We start from the raw sequence: 16725 nt of genomic DNA on the forward strand, positions 1-16725 counted from the left end.
TGCATGAGTCAATATAAGACAATAGACGATCTTTCGATTGCAACCATCCGCACGATAGCGATCGATGCGATAGAGAAGGCTAATTCAGGGCACCCGGGTATGCCGATGGGGGCAGCACCTATGGGTTATCAGTTATTCGCCAACACTATGAAGCATCATCCAGGTCAGCCGGGTTGGTTGAATCGTGATCGCTTCGTACTATCAGCAGGACATGGATCAATGCTGTTGTACAGTCTGCTGCATTTATGCGGTTATGATCTTCCGCTTAGCGAGATTAAGCAGTTCCGGCAATGGGGCAGCAAAACTCCGGGTCATCCGGAGTATGGACACACACCTGGGGTTGATGCAACGACAGGTCCCCTCGGTCAGGGGATTGGTATGGCTGTCGGCATGGCTGCAGCCGAGGCGCATATGGCCGCGACGTATAATAAAGAACAATTCCCGATTATCGATCACTTCACATACGCGATTTGCGGCGATGGTGATTTGATGGAGGGTGTGGCCTCTGAGGCTGCATCGCTTGCAGGCCATTTGAAGCTGGGTAAGCTGATCGTGCTGTATGATTCCAATGATATTTCGCTTGACGGCGAGTTGGGACTTTCCTTCTCAGAGAAGGTTCGGGACAGATTCCAAGCTTATGGCTGGCAAACCATACTCGTAGAAGACGGGAATGATTTGAAAGGTATAACTGCTGCCATAGAAGAGGCACAGCAGGACAGCGAGCGCCCAACTTTAATCGAAGTCAAGACGGTGATTGGATATGGCAGCCCGAACAAGCAGGGCAAAGGCGGACATGGAGGACCGCATGGTTCTCCGCTTGGTCAGGAGGAAACCAAGTTAACGAAGGATTTCTATCAATGGGAGTTTGAAGAGCCTTTCCATATACCGGATAAAGTCCGGGAACACTTTGAACAAGTGAAGCAGCGTGGCATCGAAGCATACCAGGCATGGGAGCAGCTGCTTATGGCGTATAAGGAGGCTTATCCAAAGCTGGCTGACCAGCTTGAAACGGCGGTGTCGGGAGGGTTGCCTGAGGGCTGGGAGCAACTACTGCCAGTGTATGAACAAGGGGATGCTGCTGTATCTACGCGAGTAGCGTCAGGTCATGCGTTAAATAGCTTGGCACAGGCAATTCCTTTCCTATTAGGCGGGTCTGCTGATTTGGAGAGCTCGACGATGACGCACCTGAAGGGTCAAGCCATGTTCACTCCTTCCAGCTATGAGGGCCGGAATATTTACTTTGGCGTACGTGAATTTGCCATGGCTGCTGTGATGAACGGTATAGCTTTGCATGGCGGGTTAAAGGTATTTGGGGGAACGTTCCTCGTATTCGCTGACTATTTACGTCCGGCCATTCGACTGGCGGCACTAATGAAGCTCCCGGTTACCTATGTGTTCACACATGATAGTATCGCTGTGGGTGAAGATGGGCCAACACATGAGCCGATTGAGCAAGTGGCTTCTTTACGGATTATTCCTGGTCTGACGGTGATTCGGCCTGCCGACGGCAATGAAACATCTGCAGCCTGGGCGCTTGCGGTTAACAAGCAAGAAGGACCGACCGCATTGATTTTGACAAGACAAAATTTGCCGATTCTGAAGCAGAGCCTGGCACAAGTCTCTGAAGGTGTGAATCGGGGCGGGTATATCGTATCGGATGTATCTACAGGGAAGCCGCATGTGCAGCTAATTGCCACAGGCTCGGAGGTACAGCTTGCCGTTCAGGCGCAGGCAGTGCTTGCTGAAGAAGGCATCCTGGCACGCGTCATAAGTTTACCGAGTTGGGAACTGTTCAAACAACAAGATCAGGCTTATCGCGATGCTATATTGCATCCGGAAGTTCACGCACGACTTGCAATCGAAATGGCACTTCCGTTTGGCTGGGAACAGTTTACGGGAACAGAAGGTGCTATTCTTGGGATTTCGACTTTCGGTGCATCTGCACCGGGAGACCGCTTAATGAAAGAGTTTGGATTTACAGTGGAACATGTAGTTGCACAGGCTAAGGCATTATTGAATTTATAAAGATGGAGTGAAGCCGGATGAACAAGACATTTATTATTACAAGTAAGGAAGGCATTCATGCGCGCCCCGCTACTGCTCTTGTAAACGTAGCACAGAAATTTCAATCAGAGGTAACTGTTGCTTCTAATGGTCGTAATGTGTCGCTTAAATCGATCCTTGGCGTGCTTTCACTAGGTGTCGGGCCAGGAGAATATGTTTCCTTTCAGGCTACAGGAGAAGATGCGCCAGCTGTGATCTCTGCTATTGAAGCGGTATTTGAGCAGGAAGGGCTGGGCACAGTTCATGAATAACATATCCGGGATAGCTGCCGCCGCAGGAATAGCAATTGCTAAAGCCTTTGTTATTAAAGAGCTTGAGCTAACAATTGAACTGCGGGCTGTTCCAGATCCGGAAGCGGAAGTCGCTCGTTTTCATCAGGCACTGGCCGTCTCTAGGGACGAACTGAAAGCTCTGAAAGAGCGGACACTTCAGGAGCTAGGCGAGGAAAAAGCTAAAATTTTTGAAGCACATCTGCATATCATGAGTGATCCTGAACTGATCGAGCCGGTAGAAGCGCAGATTCGCAGCGGCCACTGCAATGCCGAGTTTGCACTGCAAGAAACTTCTAATATGTTCATTAAAATGTTTGAAGATATGAAGAGCACTTATCTGCAAGAGCGGGCAGCAGATATGCGAGATGTGACCAAGCGTGTATTGAACCATTTATTGTATGCCAAGTCGACAGATCTCAGTTCTATTCATGAAGATGTCATTCTTGTTGCAGAAGACTTAACCCCGTCTGACACCGCACAACTGAACAGGAATTATGTAAAAGGCTTTACGACGAATATCGGAGGGAGAACTTCTCACTCTGCCATTATGGCGAGATCTATGGAAATCCCTGCTGTTGTCGGAACCAAGCACATTATTGACCAGGTGCAGGATGGTGACCTGTTGATTTTGGATGGATTAACAGGAAGCGTGTTTGTCAATCCCGATCAGGAAACGGTTGCTTTGTATTGTGACAAGCAGGCTGCATACGAAGCGCAGAAGCTGGAATGGAAACGGCTGCTGCATGAGCCAAGCGTAACGGCTGATGGTCATGGGGTAGAGCTGGCAGCGAATATTGGTTCTCTATCTGATGTAGAGGGAGTTCTAGCGAACGGCGGAGAAGCGGTAGGATTGTTCCGGACAGAGTTTTTGTATATGGGCAGAGACACTATGCCTTCGGAAAACGAGCAATACCATGTGTACAAAACAATCCTTGAGAAAATGGGGGATAAGCCCGTTGTCGTTCGGACGCTGGATATCGGCGGAGACAAGGAGCTGCCTTACCTTCAGCTTCCCAAGGAAATGAATCCGTTTCTAGGCTTGCGGGCCATCCGCCTATGCCTGGACCGGGAGGATATATTCCGAACACAGCTTCGAGCACTTCTTCGGGCCAGTGTTAGTGGCAAATTGCGTATTATGTTCCCGATGATCGCTACGCTGGATGAGTTCAGACAAGCGAAAGATATCTTATTGGAAGAGAAGGACGCACTGGTGCGTGAAGGTATTCCGGTTGCGGAGGATACTCAACTAGGCATTATGGTGGAAATTCCTTCGACAGCTGTCCTGGCGAATCTGTTCGCCAAGGAGGTTGATTTCTTCAGTATCGGCACCAATGATCTGATTCAGTATACACTTGCCGTTGATCGCATGAATGAAGGGGTCTCCTACTTGTATCAGCCATACAATCCTTCCATACTGCGACTAATCAAAATGGTGATTGACGCTGCGCATGCAGAAGGCAAATGGGTTGGTATGTGTGGAGAGATGGCAGGGGATGTAGTAGCAATCCCGTTATTGCTCGGTCTGGGATTGGATGAGTTTAGTATGAGCGCAAGCTCGATTCTTCCAGCCAAAAGTCAATTGACGAAGCTGTCTTTCCAATCGGCTCAGCAATTGGCGGAGAAGGCGCTGAACTGTGCAACCTCGCAGGAAGTTGTAGCGCTTGTACAAGCAAATAGTGAGCAGCTGACGGTAAGTTAACAGCATTTGCCCTTGGCATAGAATAAACCTTCAAGCGATGACTTTCAGTGAAATCACTGTGTCATATCCCATAAATGAAGTAAAGCTGGGCACCTGTAGAGGTGTCCAGCTTTTTTGCGAATAGTCTTTTATGATGGGAGCAGGCCCCCAAAAAACTCTAATTCGTATAGTTATCAAAATATCCTTGAATAAAGATAATTGGCGTGCCCTTATCTCCACTTCCGGAAGTAAGGTCTGATAAAGAGCCGATCAGATCGGTTAATCTTCTAGGTGTCGTACCTTGTGCTTCCATGGCACCTACTAGATCAGTTTCTTTATTGTTAATGTATTGAGAGATAGCCTGCTGCAATTCCTCACCTTTCAAATCAGCGAAGTTGTTATCAGCAAGGTATTTCAATTTTACTTCGTTTGGTGTGCCATCAAGTCCCGCTGTATAAGCAGGCGATACAACCGGATCAGCCAGTTCCCAGATTTTTCCGACAGGATCTTTGAAAGCTCCATCCCCGTAGATCATCACTTCGACGGTCTTGCCCGTTTTTTCCTTGATTCTATGTTGAATATTATCCACGATAGGTTGGCAATTGCGTGGGAATAACTTGATGCTATTTTCTGTTGATTTATTAGAACCAAGCAGACCATAGCTTTCATTACATCCACTGCCATCCACCGATGCAGCCAAAATGTCATCCAGGCTATATACTTTTTCTCCGCCATTGGCTTTCAAAATTCTCTTCGTTCTGAATCTTGTATGTATATCACAAGTCAGTACATGTTTAGTATATTGCAGAATAGTCTTTGGATTATTGGAGAAAATAACTTCACATTCCACGCCGTATTCTTCAATCAATGATTTATAGTAATCGATATAATCGATGCCGGTGAAGGTATGCTTCTTATATCCGAACAGCTCGCGGAACTGTTGCTCTGTCAATACATCTGTCCAAGGATTAACTCCTTTTTCATCAAGCTCGTCCAGATCCACTAAGTGGTTGCCCACTTCATCCGACGGATAACTGAGCATGAGCACAATTTTTTTAGCACCTTTAGCAATGCCACGCAGACAGATGGCAAAGCGGTTCCGGCTTAAAATTGGGAAAATAACGCCGATTGTATCTTCTCCAAATTTGGAGTTTACATCTTGTGCAATATGGTCAATGGTAGCATAGTTGCCTTGGGCGCGTGCAACGATGGATTCCGTAACGGTAATGATGTCTTTATCCTGAATGCTGAAGCCTTCCACTTCGGAAGCTTTTAGAACGCTATCTACAACGATGTCTTCGATGCTGTCCCCTTGATTAATGATAGGGCAACGGAGGCCTCTTACAACTGTTCCGACGACTCTTTCCAATATAATCGCTCCTTGCATGATTTGGATTCCTATTTGTAATATACACCCATCTAGTGGTATAAATGAAATTAATATATTGAATATGGGATATAAGAGGTGCTTATAGCAGTGAGCAAGTTAGATTTATATAAAGTGTTTTGTACGGTGGCTCAGAGCACAAGCTTTTCCAAAGCGGCTCAAGAGCTTTACATGACACAGCCGGCTGTCAGCCAGGGGATTATGCAATTAGAAAGAGAACTCGATACTCGATTATTCACTAGAACATCAAAAGGTGTATTTTTAACGGATGAAGGCCGCCTCTTATTTGATTATGCCAATTCGGCCATGAATTTAATTAACGTCGGGGAAGAAAAATTACTCGAATTGAAAAATTTAACGACAGGCGAGCTGAAGATAGGAGTAGGTGATACGATTTCCAAGTATTTTTTACTTCCTTACCTAGAAGAGTTTCATAATCGTTACCCCAATATTAAGTTCAAGATGGTGAATGGTACTACCCTTGAGATTTGTGCGCTAATTAAATCAGGCAGTGTAGATATTGGTATTTGTAATTTTCCACTGGAAGATCCGGCACTAGCCTTAATTCCCTGCATTGATATTCATGATATTTTTGTATATGGCGAGAAATTTAAGAGTCACTTATCCGGAATGGTCACCCTGGATCAGGTTGTCAAATTGCCGTTAATCTTCCTTGAGTCGAAGTCCAACTCCAGAAAGTATGTGGAAGACTATATGCTGTCTAAAGGGATTAAAATTTCTCCCGAATTTGAACTGGGTTCACATCATTTGTTATTGGAATTTGCCAAGATCAATTTAGGCGTAGCTTGTGTGACAAAGGAATTCTCCCAGAAGTATTTGAATAATGGAGTATTACATCAAGTTTCACTAACCGAGGAAATACCCAAGCGAAGTATCGGCATCTCTTTTTTGAAAAGTGTATCCTTATCGCCAGCATCGACAAAATTTGTGGAGATTATTAAGAACAAGCTATTGGATTGATTTTAGGCTAATAAAAATTCTAGAAATGGGTGAGATGAGTGTCTACGAATGTAAGGTTGGCGACGCTTCACGATGCAGAGTCATTGTCTAGACTAAATCATGAGTTCAACGGTGGAGACCAGCGTTCTGTGTCAGATATCATTAAGTGTCTGAATAGCAACAATGAATTGGTAGCCGTGGCTACGATAATGGACGAAGTGGTCGGCTTTGCCTGTGCTCAAAGTATGCAATCGTTTTGTTACAATGAAGCTTACGGCGAAATTACTGAAATGTATGTTCAGGAATCTGCTCGGCGGAACGGAGTAGCTACTTCCTTGATTTCTTTTCTGGAAGACCAACTTCATACCCGTGGCGTCAAAACGGTTAAGATTTTAACGGGAAGAGACAACAATCCAGCCATTAAGACCTATGAACTAAGCGGCTATGTGAAGGATGATGAAGTAATGTTAAAGAAAAAGCTTTAGCATCCTCTGCTTACATGGATAGTATAGTTTAGCTATAATTATTTTATCCAAGTCATAGAATCTAATAAATCATTAAGATGAGTAAAAAGGACATTTTTTCCAGAAGGAGATAGTTCATGGACACCTATACTCATTATCATGCAGGAGACAACACATTTCGGATTGAATGTAAGGACATCATTTTAAGAGAATACATAGCCCATGATTTAGATACATTTCATTCGCTTACCTGGCAACCTGAAATACATGTATTTTTGCCAGGCTGGAACGTATCGAAGGAGCAACGGGAAGAATGGCTCATACACTACGAAATTCCAGAAAACGGGCAGTTCCTGAAGGATGTAGCGGAGGGTGGAGATATTGGTGAACTCCGTCTTCGACTGGGTATTGTTTTGAAAGAGACGGGAGAGTTAATCGGATGGTGCGCCTCAGGGATCAAGGACGAATTGCCGCCAACAAACCGGGAAATCATGTACGCAATATCCAGGGATTATCGGGGTAAAGGATATGCAACACAAGCTGTACAAGGGATGGTCAAGTACTTATTCGAACATACGAACGTTGAGGTGCTGAATGCTGTTGCACTATTAATTAATTTGCCGTCCAATAGAGTCATTCAAAAATCCGGATTTCAATTGCAAAGGATTATTGAGCTGGATAACGAAAGCTATAATCACTATAAACTTGATAGAAAGAATTGGGTAATCTAAGGCTAGCAGTCCAAGGCAAAATTAAAGTGTCAGGGAGGCCGGGTATGAAAGAGCGAATTGTGATCATTACTGGGGCAAATTCGGGTATCGGCAGAGCGGCCGCGCTGAAGTTCGCGGGTGAGGGCTATCATGTGGTGATGGCCTGTCGTAGCTTGCAGCGCAGCAGGATTGTTCAGGAGGAAATCAAACGTCTCACCAGTAATGCTAACGTCGATCTCATGGAGCTCGATATATCTTCTTTTGCATCTATCCGTGCATTTTGTACAGCTTTTACAGCTAAGTACCCCCGTCTAGATATCCTCATCCATAACGCAGCTTACCTGAATCATGGTGAAAAAGAGTATAAGCTCAGCCCCGAGCATGTCGAGCTGACCTTTGCGACCAACACATTTGGGCCTTTGCTAATGTCTCATTTGCTGAGTGGCCTGCTTGAACAAGCGCCAGACCCGCGGATTCTGCATGCCTGCACAACCAACATCAAGCATTTCTTTGAACCTAAGCGGACGATTGAGTTCGACAATCTGCGCGGTGAGTTCCGTGACAGCCGGCCGTTCAACATGTACAAGCGGTATGGAGATTCCAAAATGGCCTTATTGCTGTTGAGCTTCAAGCTGGCCGAAGAGTATAAAAGCCGAGGGATTAGTGTCAATGCCCTGCAGATTAATCGGGTGAAGCTATCCCCAGCGACGATTAATAAAATGAGCCCTATGTGGAGAGTGCTGGCACGAGTCCAAAATCTGAGCAATCCCGCGCCATCCGGCATGGCTGACAATTACTTTTATATCTGCACCTCTGCCGAATTCAAGTCTGTTAGCGGGCGCCTAATTAACCACAGGCGAGGGATTATGCAACCAGCGACAAAGGAGACAGGACTTGCACAATTGAGGAACATCTTTGGACTACACAGCTATCCCGCTTATGCTGCGGAGGAGCAGAACATAGAGAAGATATGGGCGCTGGGCATGGCGCTGATCCAGGAGTAGATTGGGGCATGTCCGTTCACGTAGCGGGCCTGAACTCAAGGCCTGCAGTGGAGGTATGCTGCTCAGTACTTTAATGAAGAAAGCAGATTGCATGTGCAATCTGCTATTTGAGCTATCGTTCTCGGCAGCTTCGTTCATCAGCTGTTTTTATTTCCCGAACCGAAACCTATTACGTATCCATCCAAGTCTCTAACAGAAAAATCTTTCCAGGCTCCCCAGTCAAATTCGGATATCTTTGGTTCGGATACAATCCTCGCACCATTTGATTTTAACAACACTTTTTGTTTGAATTAATTTAAAACCCAAAGCGAACTGATCTCGACTTGCCCAGTGTTCGTTGACCTTACATCCCAAAGCCTCTTCATAATATTTCATTGACTTTTCTAAATCTGAAACTAACAAAACAGTAAGGGAATTTTCAATTTTCGCTTTGACTTTTTCTGTCACTACGCAACCACTCCCAACTTGGAAAGTATATCCAATGAAAATATAGCGGATGTACGTTCAATTGTAAAGTAGAAAGCATAGAGCGAGAAGGAACGGGGGGATTTAGAACTGTAGGCGCGTAGCGATCGCCTGCAAGCTTTCCTCAGGAAAGCTCGCACCCGTAAGCAGGAGTTTTCTGAGGATTTTACTGCTAAAAGGATCGTAAGTCTCAACCCTCACCGTAGCGACAACTGAGCCTTACGTTACTAACATAAGTTCTCCTTAAAAAAGAGTATCCCCGCTACCAGCATGGGCGCAGGGATACTCTGTATAAAAACGCACTATTTTCTAGACATCCGCACTAGAACTGAATTACAACCATTTGATGACAGGACCAGAGCGGTACGGTATAGCTCAAGTTACCGTCTACTTGGCTGAATGGAAGACTCTCATTCTGAGGTGCCAGATATACATCCTTAACTTGCGGTGCTGCTGCAAGGGTGACCTCTGTATTCATGAGTGGCAGCAGATCCTCGATAATCTCTACACCTTCCCCTCTGCGGACCGGAGAAGCATATAACAGATGATTCACCCAGCGATTGGAGGCTGGCTGTGCCTGTAAGGTGGTGACGCCTTGCGCAGGCAGGTTGGTCGTCAGTGATTTATGAGTTCCTAGCAGGCGATCCAGCACGTAGCAGATGATTTCTTTCACTGGTAGGCTGCCTTTCACTGCATAATCCTCAAACACATGCCAAGCTACATAGATACCGTCCTGGCCTTCTGCGATGCCCGCTCCTGCCTCTTGTAGATCGGAAGGTGTATGCTGGTGCGAGCAGAAGGTGAACAAGTCACGGTTAAAGTATGAATTCTCCTTGCTGCCGAGCAGAGTACCGTTCGGTGTCAGCACTGTATCCTGACCTTCGGTATAAATGACAAAGGAGGCTGTGCGCAGGGAAGGAAGCTCGAAAGACGGTCGTAAATACGAAGGGCGGAACGCTGATACCCCCTGCCATGCAACGCCCAAATCCAGTGCAAAGCCGCTTCCGTCCACCGACAGGCCGGAACGTCCGGTAGCCAGGATTTTGCCGCCGCCAGCAATAAATTCATCTAGTTTAGCCTTAAGTTGCGTTGTGATCAGGATCTCGTCCGGGAGAATCAGAACTTTGTATGGTGCCAGATTGGCCTCCAAATCCACGACATCAAATAGATAGTTGCCCTCAAGCAAAATCCGCACAGCTCCCGTATCATGCTTGTTGTGCTGAGGGATGGGACCATTGCCAGCAGCCCATGATGCAGCCTCGAGCGATAAAAGGGCGATATCAGCTATGCCAGTGGTATCCCGGCACCACTCTTCCTTAACTTCTACCTCGCGGTAAGCCTCGCCGATCAGCGTGTAGGTGGCGAGATCCATGCGGCCACCGGGATGCAGCTGATCCCCGATGGAGCAGCGTGCTCCATTGGCAAGGCTCAGCCCGGCTTCATAGCGCAGTGCATTCGGATGCTTGTATCCGCCGAACTCGCCCCAGGAGGTATGGAACTTTCCGGTCATCCCAAGGAAGTCCATGCCCAGTGTCTGCGCATAACGCGCGGAGAGAGGGAAGTGGTCATAGCCCCAACCACCTGTCGGCAGTGACTCCAATTCCAGATGGGTATTGACATGGGCGAGGTCACGCCGCCCGCGGTCAACGTGGCTGCTGTTGTGGAACACTGGCAGTCCGGGCTTCACCGCGTGGACAGTATCATTCATTCTTTTGGCATACCGGGCATAGGTCTCTTCCCATAGCTTCCGCATGTCCTGCAGGTTACGCGGGTCTGAGCCCCGCTCCCGGATCTCCGCCACACAGTATTGACAGTAGCATTCCCGGACGCCAACGATATCCAGGAAGATGCCGTCCGCATCGTAATTCTTCACGACTTCCTCGACCTGTTGGGCCAGAACGTCAAGGTAAGGGGTATTCATACAGAATTGATGATATCCTGGCGTCATGAAGTTACCTGTCCAACTGATAACCTCCTGCTGATTGCGAATTAGCCATTGTGGATGCTTGCGGGCGAGTCGCTCATCCAGTCCGGCGGACAGATAGACCGGTGTCTTCACACCGATTTCATGAGCAGCCTCAATCTGGGCGCCCAGAAGGTCAAAGTCCAGATGTGGATGCATTTCATTGGCGGTTGTTGGATGATAAGCCCAGCCATGATGGCATTTGGAGAAGATGGTGATGGAATCGACATGCCCGGTCTTGAGCATCTCTTGGAATTGTTGTTTGGAAAAGTCCTGGCCAATGCCTTCAATAGCTTCGGATGTATGGAAATCGAGATGAACCTGACGAAATTTCATGCTTGCGTCCCCCTGGTCATTAAATGATAGAATCATATTATATCTACCACTCTAATGGAATATTAGATGATATACAGCCGACAATTCCGACTTTGTATAGTACAATTTCTGTATGTTTTAATCAGGAGGACGTTACATGCTTGTGCTTGAAATACCGGTCCCACCCTTTCCATTGCTGGCGGCAATCGGTCACACACTATGGCAGCCCGGCGTGCAGCATGCTCAGCGCCAGTTTGAGGTGTTCGACCTCATTATATGCGCCAAAGGGTTGCTACACATGGAGGAGGATGGTATTGCTTACGAGGTAGCCGAAGGTATGATGCTGGTTCTGGAGCCTGGCAAAACCCATCGCGGTTTACGGCCGACCGAGGTAGAGACCGAGGTCTACTGGATTCATTTCCAGTTCCCAGTGTCTACCCATCCAATGTTGAAGGAGAAGACTCATTGGCAGCAGCCTCTGCTCCAGCGGAGTGATCAAGATACGGAGGCTCCTCCGGGAGTCATTGAGATTCCGAAATTCTCTACTGTGGATCTGCACTCGCTTCAGCCCCTATTGACTGAGATGCTTGAGCTGCACCATGTGCTGACCTTACAGCGTTCGTTCGAATTGAATATCCTGCTCGGCCAATTTCTTCTGCAACTGCAGAGCGGGATGCGGCGCAGCAGTCCACAGGCGCGTTCTTATTTCCTCAGCGAGAAGGTGGCAGCTTACTTGAATCAGCATTTAGAGCAGCCCTTTGATTCCGTGCAAATGGAGCGTGATCTGCTCTATCATTTTGATTATCTGGCCCGTTGTCTGAAGCAGTACACGGGGATGAGCCCGTTGCAATACAGGCACCATCTTCAGATTGAGAAGGCTAAGCGGTTGCTGGCGCATTCCGAGCTGTCACTGAAACGGATCGGGGAGTTGTGTGGCCTGCAGGATAGTAACTATTTTACACGCTTATTTAAACGTCAAACTTCGCTCACGCCAGGGGAGTACCGCAGGCAGTATCAGGTGTTTTTAATGGAATAGATCCATGGAGTTGCCTGTCACCGTTGTACCCCAGTACCACTTTTAGATCCAGACCCATTCTCCGTAACTCATTGGAGGATGGGTTTTTCATGATTTTTACAATTGAATATATGTGGTATCTCCTTACAGATCATACAAATGGATACTCCAGTGAACGAATGGTTAGGTCCTGCCCACTTATAATGATGGTATACTAAAGCCTGATTGTAGAGTGAGCATGGAGCTCAAGGTCACAACAATAGAGCGGAGGCGGAGGAGAGCCGATGGGGATGAAGGGTATGAAAAGCTGGAAGTGGTTTAGGTTCAAAGGCGCGTGGCCTGCGTTGTTCTGGTCCTATATCTCAATACTTCTGCTGTTGCTTGTTCTCGGCAGCATACTTTATTGGAGCGCCAGGGAAGTGGTGGTGAAATCCGTGGAGCGCAGCAATTCGGCTATGCTGGGGCAGCTGCGGGAACTCGCTGATGGGCAATTACAAATGATCGAGCAATTGGAACAGCAGATCGCCAATCATCCCAAGCTGCTGCAGCTAATGAGTAGTAGGGCGCCCCTGTCTGATAAGGAGCAGTACGAGATGATTGGACTATCCGAAGATTTGAAGCGCTACAAGCAATTGACACCATTCATTAATGATTACTATATATATCTGCCCAAAACCGGAACCATGCTGGGACCAGGCGTGAAGACAACACCAGAGATTTTGTTTGATCAGGCGGTTCGTTTTGACGGATTGAGTGCCGCTGAGTGGGTGCAGAAATTTGAAAGCGGATACCATTTCCGTCTGTTCGAGCCATCGCTGCATGCGAGAAGCAGTATCGGGGAGTCGAGCGACATTCTTGCATATATGCAGACCCTTCCGCTAGGCAACCGTTCCAATGGATTAGCAACACTGTTTATCATGATTAATGAGGATGAGATACGCAAGATGTTCCAGGGCCTGGCGGATGCCGGACAAGGTAGCATCTACATTGTGGACAGCAGTAACCGGATGATCAGCACAACGGCTGCCAGTAAAGTTCCGTTATCTTTTACATATGGAGACATGCAAGGCGAGCAGGGCAAGCTGGAGACCCGGCGTGAGGGGAAAGAGATGATTGTATCCTATGTAACTTCAAGTGTCTTCGGGTGGAAATATGTGCTGGAAGTTCCCCGCGTTGTTTTTCTGAAGGAAGTGAACGAGGTACGGAGTTGGGCCTTGTTGCTGCTGGTTTTAGCAGCGCTTTCAGGGGCGGCAGTATCGGTCTACCTTTCCTATCGCAACTTCCGCCCACTACGTGATCTGCTGTCGGTTGTAACAGGCAACAGTACCGCCTTGCCGGGCAAAGAGGGACCGCTGGAATATCAATTCATACATACATCGATTCAGTCAGCCCGAATAACAGAAACTGAACTCAGGGGCCGCTTGTCGCAGCAGACACCTATTATCCGCCATCATTTCCTGAACCGGCTGATCAAGGGTTACGCAGATCCTCATGAACTGCAGCCGGAAGCCTTGGAATTCATGGATATTGTCTTCATTTCCGATATGTTTGCGATCCTGTTGATCGATGTTGAGGATATGAGTGCTTTTTCTAGTGAAAATGATCCTAAAGAATGGCTCTTTATCAATTTCGTCATTTCGAATATTGCCACCGATTTGGCGGGAGAACGCCATACCGCCTACACTACTGAGCTGGATCAGGGCAGAATTGCTCTTCTGATTAATTTCAGTGAAGGCGAAGAGGCGGCATGCAGAGCAGAACTGGCGGCGATCACAGAGCAATTGGAACATATGTTGTGTAAGCGATTCCGCCTAAAAGTGGCTGTAGGGTCCAGCTTCATTGCGCGGGAAATAAAATCGATCGGCGAAGCCTTCCGCGATGCTCTTAAGCGGCTCGATGAGGACGCCAAGCGGCAGGCCAAAGATTATGCAGTTGATCAATTGCGGGAGCGACCTCCGGTGTATTATTATCCGCTGGATATCGAACAGCAGCTGTCCAATTATGTGAAATCAGGCGAGGAAGAGAAAACAGAGCAGCTCTTGAATGCCTTGTATTCCGATCATTACAGTGCTGACGGCAATAATCCGCTAATCGGCTCTTATTTTCTGCTGCATCTATCCTCAACGCTGTTCCGGATTGTCCAGAATACGCCGAATGCGGATGCGGAGCTTGCCATGCGGCTACTGCAGAGTCAGTCCGATCGCAGCGGGGATACTCACCACACATTCCAGCAGCTAAAAGGGGAGTTTCAGACCGTCTGCCGACTCTGGCGGGAAGGGCGAAGCGATCAGGGCAGCCGAATGCTGGAGACCATCAAACGAATTGTTAATGAACGTTACAACGAGAACATGTTAAGTGTGAACCTTATTGCGGATGAATTGGGAATCACTCAACCGTATCTATCTTCTTTTTTCAAAAAGGTTACCGGGCATACAATTCTTGAATTTATTGCGGAGACCCGGCTGAAGGAGGCCAAGCGACTGCTGGCGGATACGGATTGTACCGTTGCCCATGTGGCACGTGCGGTCGGATATTCTAACGACATTGGTTTTATACGTTTTTTCAAGAAGCATGAGGGAATTACCCCTGGTCAATATCGCACGAACAAACAAACGGAACATCGATCTTAGAGATATGTAGTCCCGGATCTATCAATTGGGATGGAGATGTAACATCCAGACCATATTCAGATGCTGAGTGCCAGAAGTATGATGATGTCGAGGCTGCGAGTAGACGCACGCCATTCATCAACTAAAAGGGGGATTAGATTCATGAGTTATGGAAAAAAGGGCATGATCACCATGCTGGCGGCTGTAACAGCGCTGACCGTCTCCTTATCGGCCTGTTCAGGGGGAAATGGAAATCAAGCAGAAGAACCGACGAATTCGCAGGCGCCGGGAACCGGGAATGTGGAAGAGCCAAAGGATGGAAAGATCGTGTCCAGCCCGCTTACATTAACTTACTACATCCAAGGTTTGGGCAGTGCGGCGCCGGGGATTAAGACTCAGAATGATATTGCTGCTTTCCAAGAGACAGAGAAGAAGACAGGAATTCATATTGAATTCCAGAGCCCAACTACCGGTCAGGAGAAGAACCAGTTCAATCTGCTGATGAGCTCAGGCTCTTATCCAGATGTTATCGAATGGGGCTGGAATGATTATCCGGGCGGCGGTGTAGGGGCCATGAACAGCGGTGTGATCATTCCACTTAATGATTACATTGAAAAATATGCTCCAAACCTGTCCAAACTGCTGGCAGACCATCCGGAGATCAAGAAAGAGGTTTCTACGGATGACGGACGGATTTATGCATTTCCTTTCCTGCGGGCTGATCCATTCTTGCGTACGTACTTTGGCCTTGGCATCCGTAAGGACTGGCTCGATAAGCTAGGACTTCAGGTACCAACAACTATTGATGAATGGCACACTGTGTTGAAAGCGCTTAAGGAAGGAGATCCCAATGGAAACGGCAAAGCCGATGAAATTCCACTCCTGATTAAAAAGGACACGATGCTGAATTTCAGTAACGTATTCCTCAATGCCTGGGGAATTAACAGCCAATACTTTTTGAAGGACGGAAAAGTGGCTTACGGTCCAGTTCAGCCGGAATATAAAGAGTTCCTGAACACGATGCGTAACTGGTATGCAGAAGGCCTCATTGACCGCGATTACGCAGCGACAGACGACAAGCAGAAGGACGCCAAATGGACCGGTGGACTGCTAGCTGCATCTGAAATGGCGGTTGGCGGCGGAATCGGAAAATATATGACCGCGATGTCTGAGAAAGAGCCCCAATTTAACCTGGTAGGTGCCCCTTATCCAACGCTCAAGAAAGGCGACAAGCCGGTTCTGGGTCAAATCACCCCAATCTTCAACAGTGTGGGGGCGGCTATTACTAGCAGCAATAAGCATATTGAAGAGACAGTGAAATGGTTGGATTTCAAGTACGGTGAAGAGGGAAGCATGCTGTTCAACTTTGGTGTTGAGGGTAAGAGCTATGAGATGAAGGATGGTTATCCTACCTATACCAATGAAATTATGAAGAATCCGGATGGTATGGCTTTCGCTACTGCGCTCGGCCAATATGCTATTCCGTTCGGTGGCCCGTTTGTACAGGATAAACGCTATCAAGAGCAGAATGTTGCGTTGCCTCAGCAGAAGGAAGCACTCAGTACCTGGATGGATGTGGAAAATAGCAACTGGCTTCCGACGCTGTCGCTGACCAATGACGAATCGGCACGATTGGCTGCGATTATGACGGACGTGACTACTTATCGTGATGAGATGTTCGACAGGTTCGTTATGGGAGTGGAGCCAATCGATAATTTCGATACCTTTGTAAAAACCATTGAAAGCATGGGCATTCAAGAGGCTATTGATATTCAGCAAGCGGCTTACGAGCGATATTTGAAACGGTAACGCTGATTTG

General features: G+C 47.4%; 13 protein-coding genes. 10 read left to right on the forward strand and 3 right to left on the reverse strand.

All coding sequences use genetic code 11. From position 1 onward, the window contains the following. Positions 1 to 3: 3 nt before the first annotated feature. The 3 genes from tkt to ptsP are packed head-to-tail and all read left to right on the forward strand — an operon-like array spanning position 4 to position 4035. Positions 4 to 2025 (forward strand): transketolase, encoded by a 2022-nt coding sequence (tkt, locus tag ACFORK_RS13510; RefSeq protein ID WP_379199646.1) that lies wholly within the window; start codon positions 4 to 6, stop codon positions 2023 to 2025. A 17-nt stretch (positions 2026 to 2042) separates the two neighbouring features. Then, positions 2043 to 2315, forward strand: coding sequence for an HPr family phosphocarrier protein (locus ACFORK_RS13515; protein WP_379199648.1), 273 nt, complete (start codon positions 2043 to 2045; stop codon positions 2313 to 2315). Then, complete coding sequence (ptsP, locus tag ACFORK_RS13520) at positions 2308 to 4035, forward strand: phosphoenolpyruvate--protein phosphotransferase (RefSeq protein ID WP_379199650.1); 1728 nt, start codon at positions 2308 to 2310, stop codon at positions 4033 to 4035. Before ACFORK_RS13515 ends, ptsP begins: the two co-directional genes overlap by 8 nt. A gap of 157 nt (positions 4036 to 4192) precedes the next feature. Here ptsP and ACFORK_RS13525 read toward each other — a convergent pair whose 3' ends face one another. Further along, positions 4193 to 5383: a coenzyme F420-0:L-glutamate ligase gene (locus tag ACFORK_RS13525; protein WP_379199652.1), complete on the reverse strand. Its 1191-nt coding sequence runs from the start codon at positions 5381 to 5383 to the stop codon at positions 4193 to 4195. Between the two features lie 108 nt (positions 5384 to 5491). On the opposite strand from ACFORK_RS13525, the gene ACFORK_RS13530 reads away from it, so the two are divergent. The 4 genes from ACFORK_RS13530 to ACFORK_RS13545 all read left to right on the forward strand — a co-directional run bounded on the left by ACFORK_RS13530 (position 5492) and on the right by ACFORK_RS13545 (position 8539). Then, positions 5492 to 6382 carry a LysR family transcriptional regulator gene (locus tag ACFORK_RS13530; RefSeq protein WP_379199654.1) on the forward strand — a complete coding sequence of 297 codons (891 nt, stop codon included), beginning with the start codon at positions 5492 to 5494 and terminating at the stop codon, positions 6380 to 6382. A 38-nt stretch (positions 6383 to 6420) separates the two neighbouring features. After that, on the forward strand, positions 6421 to 6846 hold the full coding sequence (locus tag ACFORK_RS13535) for a GNAT family N-acetyltransferase (RefSeq protein WP_379199657.1): 426 nt from the start codon (positions 6421 to 6423) through the stop codon (positions 6844 to 6846). Positions 6847 to 6962: 116 nt separating this feature from the next. Next, positions 6963 to 7556 carry a GNAT family N-acetyltransferase gene (locus ACFORK_RS13540; protein WP_379199659.1) on the forward strand — a complete coding sequence of 198 codons (594 nt, stop codon included), beginning with the start codon at positions 6963 to 6965 and terminating at the stop codon, positions 7554 to 7556. A gap of 44 nt (positions 7557 to 7600) precedes the next feature. After that, on the forward strand, positions 7601 to 8539 hold the full coding sequence (locus tag ACFORK_RS13545) for an SDR family NAD(P)-dependent oxidoreductase (protein WP_379199662.1): 939 nt from the start codon (positions 7601 to 7603) through the stop codon (positions 8537 to 8539). A 219-nt stretch (positions 8540 to 8758) separates the two neighbouring features. Here the strand turns inward: ACFORK_RS13545 and ACFORK_RS13550 are convergent, their stop codons facing one another. Continuing rightward, positions 8759 to 8986 (reverse strand): VOC family protein, encoded by a 228-nt coding sequence (locus ACFORK_RS13550; RefSeq protein ID WP_379199664.1) that lies wholly within the window; start codon positions 8984 to 8986, stop codon positions 8759 to 8761. Between the two features lie 340 nt (positions 8987 to 9326). Further along, complete coding sequence (locus tag ACFORK_RS13555; RefSeq protein WP_379199667.1) at positions 9327 to 11303, reverse strand: beta-galactosidase trimerization domain-containing protein; 1977 nt, start codon at positions 11301 to 11303, stop codon at positions 9327 to 9329. A gap of 136 nt (positions 11304 to 11439) precedes the next feature. Here ACFORK_RS13555 and ACFORK_RS13560 point away from each other — a divergent pair, with 136 nt between their 5' ends. From ACFORK_RS13560 to ACFORK_RS13570, 3 genes are all read left to right on the forward strand, one after another. Further along, positions 11440 to 12318: an AraC family transcriptional regulator gene (locus ACFORK_RS13560; protein ID WP_379199669.1), complete on the forward strand. Its 879-nt coding sequence runs from the start codon at positions 11440 to 11442 to the stop codon at positions 12316 to 12318. Between the two features lie 269 nt (positions 12319 to 12587). After that, positions 12588 to 14927, forward strand: a complete 2340-nt coding sequence (locus ACFORK_RS13565) for an AraC family transcriptional regulator (RefSeq protein ID WP_379199671.1) — start codon at positions 12588 to 12590, stop codon at positions 14925 to 14927. 141 nt (positions 14928 to 15068) lie between these two features. Then, complete coding sequence (locus ACFORK_RS13570) at positions 15069 to 16715, forward strand: extracellular solute-binding protein (protein WP_379199673.1); 1647 nt, start codon at positions 15069 to 15071, stop codon at positions 16713 to 16715. The last annotated feature ends 10 nt before the right edge of the window (positions 16716 to 16725 follow it).

Origin of the sequence: Paenibacillus sp. GCM10012306 (assembly GCF_042649265.1) — a bacterium.
Taxonomy (GTDB): Bacteria; Bacillota; Bacilli; order Paenibacillales; family Paenibacillaceae; genus Paenibacillus_AQ.

What these genes read in the sequence shown, in the direction of transcription:
- tkt (WP_379199646.1), top strand. Translation starts at nt 4, where the DNA reads ATGAGTCAATATAAGACAATAGACGATCTTTCGATTGCAACCATCCGC.
- ACFORK_RS13515 (WP_379199648.1), top strand. Translation starts at nt 2,043, where the DNA reads ATGAACAAGACATTTATTATTACAAGTAAGGAAGGCATTCATGCGCGC.
- ptsP (WP_379199650.1), top strand. Translation starts at nt 2,308, where the DNA reads ATGAATAACATATCCGGGATAGCTGCCGCCGCAGGAATAGCAATTGCT.
- ACFORK_RS13540 (WP_379199659.1), top strand. Translation starts at nt 6,963, where the DNA reads ATGGACACCTATACTCATTATCATGCAGGAGACAACACATTTCGGATT.
- ACFORK_RS13545 (WP_379199662.1), top strand. Translation starts at nt 7,601, where the DNA reads ATGAAAGAGCGAATTGTGATCATTACTGGGGCAAATTCGGGTATCGGC.
- ACFORK_RS13555 (WP_379199667.1), bottom strand. Translation starts at nt 11,303, where the DNA reads ATGAAATTTCGTCAGGTTCATCTCGATTTCCATACATCCGAAGCTATT.
- ACFORK_RS13560 (WP_379199669.1), top strand. Translation starts at nt 11,440, where the DNA reads ATGCTTGTGCTTGAAATACCGGTCCCACCCTTTCCATTGCTGGCGGCA.
- ACFORK_RS13565 (WP_379199671.1), top strand. Translation starts at nt 12,588, where the DNA reads ATGAAGGGTATGAAAAGCTGGAAGTGGTTTAGGTTCAAAGGCGCGTGG.
- ACFORK_RS13570 (WP_379199673.1), top strand. Translation starts at nt 15,069, where the DNA reads ATGAGTTATGGAAAAAAGGGCATGATCACCATGCTGGCGGCTGTAACA.